Below are 7,228 nucleotides of genomic sequence, written 5' to 3' on the forward strand. Positions count from 1 at the left end.
CGCTGGGCGTGGATGTAGATTTGTTCGGCGCCTTTTTTGTCTTCGATGCGCAGTTCGTTGTAGCCGCCGCCACCCGGTGAGCTGAGGGTTTTGAAGACGCTGCGGGTTTTGTTCGCTGGCAGGGCGTAGGGCACCGGGTTTTCTTTGTGGTACAGGCAGCCGGTGACCACTGGCTGGTCGGGGTCGCCTTCGAGGAAGGTGACGAGGACTTCCATGCCGATGCGCGGGATGCTGATGGCGCCGTAGCGGTCGCCGGCCCAGGAGCTGGAGACGCGCAGCCAGCAGCTGGTTTTGTCGTCGGCCAGGCCTTCGCGGTCCCAGTGGAACTGGACTTTGATGCGGCCGTATTGATCGCAGTGGATTTCTTCGCCTTTGGGGCCGGTGACGTGGGCAGTCTGGCTGCCGAGCACGCGCGGTTTGGTGTGTTCCAGCGCCGGGCGGTAGAACACGTCCCATGGGGTGGCGAGGAAGGTGTTGCGGTAGCCCTGGTGGAAGTCGTCTTTGTTGTCGGTGGTGTCGCTGGTCACCGATTCTTCGAGGACTTGCGGTTGTTTGCCTTCGTGGAAGATTTCCGTGAGCAGCCACAGGTCGTTCCACTCGCTGCGCGGGTGGTCGGACAGTTCCATGAAGTGGCCGCTGACCAGTCTGGTCTGGTCGCCGCGACCTTCGGCCTGGCGGTAGTCAGCGCGATGGCGTTCGAGGGCGCGCTGGCTGAGGAACTTGCCACGCGCGCGGTCGATGAAGCGACCGGGGTAGTCGTAGTCTTCCAGATCCGGCTCGCTGCTTTCGCTGTCAGGCGCGGTTTCTGGTTTGTAGGCCGCTTCCATTTGCAGGCGCGGTTTTTCGAAGTCGTAGTCGCGGCGAGTAACGCGGCCGGTGCGCGTTTCCAGGCGCAGTTTGAAGCTCTTGATCACCGGTTCATCGGCGACCATGCCGCTGCCCTGCACATACGCAGTCGGCTGGCCGAGTTTCTGGAACACGGTCTGGTCGTCGCCGAACACCAGCAGATGACCTTTGTCGCTGTGCTGGAAGTGGTAGTGAATACCTTCTTCTTCGCACAGACGCTGGACGAAGTGCAGGTCGGTTTCGTCGTACTGCACGCAGTAGTCGCGATCCGGGCACGGTTGACTCAGCTGGAAGCTGTAGGCGTTGCCCTTGATACCGTGTTCGTCGAGGATCAGCGCGATGATTTTCGGCGCCGACATCTGCTGGTAAATGCGCTGGTTGGTGCGGTGATGCAGGTATTGCAGTTGCGGCACCAGCGAGACTTTGTAGCGGGTCAGGCGTTTGCCGGCATCACCTTGAGCGACACGGTAGATCTGGCCGTGGATGCCCGAGCCTTGCGGATCGAGGGCAAGGAACGCCTGCTTGTGCAGGAGTTTTTCCAGGTCCAGATCGGGGTTTTCGCTGACCAGTTCCAGGTCAAAACGATACGGCTGGCTGATGCCTTCGGTGCCGGTGAACGACAAGACTTGCAGGTCGCCCACGTAGTCTTCGACCTTAAGGCTGAAGTGCGTTTCGTTAGCGGGGTTGAACATAAAGTGCTCCCTGTTCGAATGTCATCCGTTACGCCCGCAGCCCACCGCTGTCAGACCCGACTACTTTTAGTTGCAACAAATTAAACGAAAACCATGATCTTGAGTTGTCCTGCTATAGGGATGTCATGCGCGTCGGACATTTCCCGCGAGACGCGGCGCCTTCCATGAACTACCCGCCCCTCCTTTTCACCGCTAACCTTGATTTGTCACCGCAAAAAACGGTGACACGGACGTGCAAGTCCGGGTAAAAGACGACGCGCAACGTCATCGGTCGCTGATCGGGCACATTCCTGCTCGCGCTACCGACTGTATGGCGGCTGTGCGCGGGAGATCGTTCTTTCGAGAGCGATCTGCCGGGTCCGTCTGCCCGGTCTTGCACACCTGCGCACAGCTGCCACCCTATTAGCGTGCAAGCGAACGGTGGTGGCTCCTCACATACAGACGGAGATACACCCATGTTCAAAGTAACGCCGAACCCGCCAGAAGACCCTGGCACTCCTTCCGAAGATTCTCTCGACGCTGGGCAACTCGACAAAGAAGCCGCCGACCGCGCCTTCGCTCACTACTTCCCACCTACTAGCGACATACCTGCCAAGCGCCGCAAAGGCGGGCTCTTCACCGTTTCAACCGGAATTGATTCGGAAGCTCTCTTGGCCAACGCTTCCGAGGACATGCTGTCCATCAGCGCCATTGCCGCCAAATTAGCGGACGATATAGAAGGTTCGAACCGCTCCGTAGCACTGGCTCTTAGCCGAATTGCCGACGGTGCGCAAATCATGGTGGAACGCGCTTTGGATCATCTGGAAGAGTTGATAGCGGCGAGGCAGGAAGCGAAAACGTAAGTGGAACGAAAGGGGGCGGATTGGAAAATAAATCCGTCCCCTGCCCTCGCCCCCTGACCCTACGTTGTCTCCCTATATTATTTGACCTGCTCCATTCGCGGCGGCTGGTAACTCTCATCCAGCATGACACCAGCGGCTTCGGCTTTGGCCTCCACTTCTGAGCGTTTTTCCAGTAGCTGCGTTATGCGTTCTGGAAATAGTGTCTTCCACTGAGGTCGATTTTTCTCTTCAAAATCAGTTCTCCAGAAATTCTCCAGCGATTTGAACTCAACTTTTACAAGATACGTGCCGGAGCGGGAGGGATCAGTAGAAGAGTTTCGTCTCTGCACTTTGACATGTACGATGTACTGACCGCTGTATAAATACCAATCATAGAATCCATCGCCAGCGAGCCACTGCTGCATGCTCATTTCATGATTTGAATCGAACAGTGGATGACTCAATGGTGTCATGCCAAAAACAGATTCTTTCCAATCAAACTTATCAAGCTCGGAACTGGAAATGCGAGGATCGGAAGGGAAATAGTATTTTTTCCAACCTGCCGAGCGAAGGTCATTTATTAGATTGTAAACAAGCTTCTTATTTTCCTCGTGAGCGCTGTTATCGGGTAACCCCCGCAGCGTTACGACAACATTCTCAACATCCTTTGTCACATCGCCATCAACAACGACGTCAACGCCTACTACTCGCTTGAGTTCCAGAGTGCTGTCGGGCTGGGTAACGGACAGGTCAATCAAATCCTTTTTGCCTGCGAGGTCGATTTCATACCAGCACATATTGACCGCATCCAAGCAGTCAACAGTAAATTCCAACGGACTGCTGCCCAGCAAATTGTCAATTGGCTTGCCCAATTCAACGTTAATACGCGCAGCTTCAACTTTCATGTTATTTGCACCCTCGGCCTTAGCGTTATCGCATCCAGCAAGAAATAAAAACGGAACGACCCAATACCATTTCACGTGTTATTTCTCCACCCGGCTATTTCAGAAATCATGCCCTCCATATATTCTTTCTTATTGATCATAAGGACATGATATTTATCTGCGATTTTCTGAATAAAACCCATACGATCCTGAGCATTATATGGCGCGAAAAGGGATATACCTATCTAAATGCCCTACTAACACCAATACCTTCGAGCCCAACAAATTAAAAAAACAAATCAGCCCTATTTACTTCTATCTTTGTCCCTGTCTATTTATCATCATGGTCAACATAATAGGTTTTTGAGCCTTTGAACAACACCAGCATACGCTGTCTTAACACCTTAATGTCGTCTTCGTCGCCACATGCATCTACCATGAATACGTGATGACTGCCGGCTTCAAACACTGCCGTAAAACAGTATGAATTTGAATAATATACGCCTTCCCAACCAGACCAATTCTCCCCAGAAACACGATTCGCCTTTGATAGCGGGTACATCCCTGTGCCAATTTTTAAACCGTCCGCCTCCTGCACGAAACCACTAGCTACAGCATCTGCAAAGCTCATGGCCGTGCAACTCATTTGAACATTTTTTGCTCTACCATCTTTATATTTGTACTTAACAAATGAAATATCATCATCAGTTTTAAAAAATGAAACCCCAGAAGATTTTTTCACTTCCATTACACAACCCTTACTTTGCACAACTAGGTTCTCACTAGCATGCACAAAAGAAAACGAGCTCAAAAAATACAAAAACATCCACTTATTCATTTTTTCTGCCTTTGTACAAATGATGGCATTGGCAATAGCTCTTCGCCAGCATTTACATTCTCATAAAGTAAGTTCATAACGACAGCCTGAACATTACTGAAAACGTCTCGCCGCGCGGGAAGTCCGTTCATCTTTCGTGTTGACGTAGGACTTCCGGCATTTATATGAAGACCAACCCTGTCTAACGTAGGATTACTAAGTCGATTTACAGTGCTAAGCGAACCATTGCACTTCTTTTTCTTCCAATCGTAATCATTGCAGACTTCCAATTGCAGTTTTTTATTCTCCGCAACTGGATCACTTGTTCTATTCGCACCATTATCTGCCCACCAAAAACCAGCGCTTTCGGCACGTTCATACGACTCCACCTCAACTTTGTCTCTCCAGATAATATTTTGAGCCTCGTTGTTAACCTTCCGCCCTCGATGCTTGAAGTATTTGATGTAATTGTCTCGATGGGTTATCTGAATGATGCCCCTTCCATACCAATCACCATAAGGCTTTCCTTCGCCAGCACCATTCTCCGCAAATGAGGAAAAGTAACCAGACTCTGCCAACCCATTCGCCACAAACTGGCTTACACGCTGACCAGTAACAATCAGGTACTTCCGCATAACTCTATTTAGTGAAAGTTTGATAAGCGAAGCTCTTTCAAAAGCATTCGTATAAGCAATAGTTGATCGAGCCAAAATTTTAGTTTTATGATCTTCCTCAATGAAAGAGCGAGGGATACACTGCACCAACTCATTTTCACTTAACCATAGGCACTTACCAAAAGCTTCCACAAACTCCTTAGGTGGAAAATGCCAATGCTTCGATCCGATGCCAGTCAATCCCGCCTCCTCCCAGAATGCCATGGATTCCTGGTGAGCCTTAAGTTTCTCGTAATCACCTTTTGGCATTGGCGGACCCAGTTCCGACTCTTGCAGCAACCACCCGTAACGGGTTTCGAAATCATTCTTACCCCATTCACTTGGAAACTTGAATATACATCTCTTAAGCATTTGCTTGGAGCTATCTTTTTCAATAATCTCTTGATTATGTTTTTTTATGCGATAGCTTTTGCTTAAAACGTGTTCTTCTTCAGGCTTAGTAGGAGTGTGTTTAAAATCTGGGTACTTTGATGCTTCGACGATTCCTTTAGACGGAGGAAACAATGGATCCTCATCTAGTTTCAAAAGCGCTCGTATATACGGCGACTGGCAATGACTATCGTTGTCCGCATCATCATCAATTAGTTTCCACCCTTGCCATTGAGGGAAATCGGCATCACTAAAACAAGTAACAGTGCTGCTATTTAAATTGAACCAACCCGTCCCGTCAGGAAGTGCAACCTTACGCCAATGCGCCGCGTTTGCTGGCACTAGCTGATCAGGTCCAAGAACACGACCAAAACGAAGCAATTCATAGCCTGCATTTGGGCAACCAGGAAAGCGATCCGTTGCTTTTTGACAGAGATCGTACTCAAAATCCTTTTCTTCTTTCTGCTCGCCGACACACTCACCATCAAGTGTGTAGGTTTTCAGCACACATTGCCCTTGACTATAGCTCATGCGCACAAACAGATCTTCCGCGGGACGACGCACGCAACTAGACGTATTATTCACTTCAGCCCAAGGACTAGGTCGATCTGCATACCCTATGACTTCTGGAGGCAAATAAAAATACATATCACCCCAACAACTATCTTTTCGTCCAGGTTTGGTTTGATATGACAGTTCCCTCTCGGAACGGCCTATCAAATTCTTGACTTGGCTATCATCCGCGATAATTTCAAAATGAATTTTATTTCCAGCACCATAGATCTGCCCGGCCTCACCAATCGCCTCCTTGCGATAAATCTGCATCCCCTTCTTCGGATTTTTCACCGTTATTTTTGAAAGATGCATATAGATTGAGAAAAAAACCACCTTCGAATTTGCACCCTCACCAATTTCAGTTTCGTGCCGAAGAACAATGCAGCCATTGTCCGTCCAGCCGCTGTAATTCAGAGGGGCATCTTCACTCGTGTCCACGGGTGCGGGCTCGCGGAAGTAGGCCAGCGTTCCATCTGCAATCGCGCGTACCGGCAGTGCACGCCCAGCCTCTTTAGGGGCCTTAAGGTGAGTACCGCCATGCCAGTTCAAATCAAAGCTGATCGGAAAGAAGCCATCACCCGGCTCACCGCAAAGCATCGCTCGATTCAAATACGCTTCGTCGCTCTCTCCAGCGGTTGGAGCAGGAAGAAATGGAGGGCTAATCAACATAGGTGTGGTCCATATTTAATAAATTCTTCAAATCCATTGAGCGCTGACGTCACAGCGATAACAGGTACTTGGTTTTTGGTTTCGGCTCTTCTGGTGCATTCGCAATCGCCTGATCCATCAAACTCCCCGCCTTATCCTTATCCGCCGCCCCCGGCAGCACCGGCGGTTTAATCCCGATCCCGGTCCCCGACCCGGCGGACCCACCCGCATTAATCTTCACCACCGGCCCAACAACAGTCACACCACCGCCATCCAACTTGATAAAACTCCCCCCACCCAAAATCGTCAGCTCTGTCCCAGCCTCGATAACGATCTTGTCCCCAGCCTTGAGGTGGATCTCTTTCCCCACGCTGGTCAGCTGCGCCGTCCCCAGCTTCACATGCTGGTTCTGCCCGACCGTGAGGTGGTCATCCGAGCGTGCTTCGATCTTGCGGTCGGAGATGGTGGTGCGGTGCTCTTCGGCTTTGAGTTCGGTGTAGGTGTTCTTTTCGACGGTGTCGTGGCGTTCGTTGCCGACCCGAATCTTCTGATCGTGTTCGATGTTTTCGTCCCAGTCGCGCTGGGCATGGATGTAGATCTGCTCCGCGCCTTTTTTGTCTTCGATGCGCAGTTCGTTGTAGCCGCCGCCACCCGGGGAGCTGAGGGTTTTGAAGACGCTGCGGGTTTTGTTCGCTGGCAGGCCGTAGGGCACCGGGTTTTCTTTGTGGTACAGGCAGCCGGTGACCAGTGGTTGGTCGGGGTCGCCTTCGAGGAAGGTGACGAGGACTTCCATGCCGATGCGCGGGATGCTGATGGCGCCGTAGCGGTCGCCGGCCCAGGAGCTGGAGACGCGTAGCCAGCAGCTGGTTTTGTCGTCGGCCAGGCCTTCGCGGTCCCAGTGGAACTGGACTTTGATGCGGCC

General features: G+C 51.3%; 7 protein-coding genes. 1 reads left to right on the top strand and 6 read right to left on the bottom strand.

Features of this window, described 5'->3' with window-relative positions; genetic code table 11:
- On the bottom strand, window positions 1-1,538 hold a 1,538-nt coding region (locus tag ACP7BN_RS27565), incomplete at its 3' end, for a type VI secretion system tip protein VgrG (protein ID WP_426206961.1).
- A gap of 455 nt (window positions 1,539-1,993) precedes the next feature.
- On the opposite strand from ACP7BN_RS27565, the gene ACP7BN_RS27570 reads away from it, so the two are divergent.
- Complete coding sequence (locus ACP7BN_RS27570; protein ID WP_426206962.1) at window positions 1,994-2,380, top strand: DUF6124 family protein; 387 nt, start codon at window positions 1,994-1,996, stop codon at window positions 2,378-2,380.
- 77 nt (window positions 2,381-2,457) lie between these two features.
- On the opposite strand, the gene ACP7BN_RS27575 is transcribed toward ACP7BN_RS27570, so the two are convergent.
- The 5 genes from ACP7BN_RS27575 to tssI all read right to left on the bottom strand — a co-directional run.
- Window positions 2,458-3,339 (bottom strand): hypothetical protein, encoded by an 882-nt coding sequence (locus ACP7BN_RS27575; protein WP_426206963.1) that lies wholly within the window; start codon window positions 3,337-3,339, stop codon window positions 2,458-2,460.
- Window positions 3,336-3,488 carry a DUF2515 family protein gene (locus ACP7BN_RS27580; RefSeq protein ID WP_426206968.1) on the bottom strand — a complete coding sequence of 51 codons (153 nt, stop codon included), beginning with the start codon at window positions 3,486-3,488 and terminating at the stop codon, window positions 3,336-3,338. The genes ACP7BN_RS27575 and ACP7BN_RS27580 overlap by 4 nt, the downstream gene beginning before the upstream one ends.
- Window positions 3,489-3,574: 86 nt before the next feature.
- The gene (locus tag ACP7BN_RS27585) at window positions 3,575-4,081 is read right to left on the bottom strand and encodes a hypothetical protein (RefSeq protein ID WP_426206964.1); all 507 of its coding nucleotides are present in this window, start codon (window positions 4,079-4,081) and stop codon (window positions 3,575-3,577) included.
- Window positions 4,078-6,327, bottom strand: coding sequence for a hypothetical protein (locus ACP7BN_RS27590; protein ID WP_426206965.1), 2,250 nt, complete (start codon window positions 6,325-6,327; stop codon window positions 4,078-4,080). Before ACP7BN_RS27590 ends, ACP7BN_RS27585 begins: the two co-directional genes overlap by 4 nt.
- A gap of 49 nt (window positions 6,328-6,376) precedes the next feature.
- The coding region (gene tssI / locus ACP7BN_RS27595) for a type VI secretion system tip protein TssI/VgrG (RefSeq protein WP_426206967.1) at window positions 6,377-7,228 on the bottom strand (852 nt) is incomplete at its 5' end.

This window comes from Pseudomonas sp. TWP3-1 (assembly GCF_049896625.1).
Lineage (GTDB): Bacteria > Pseudomonadota > Gammaproteobacteria > Pseudomonadales > Pseudomonadaceae > Aquipseudomonas.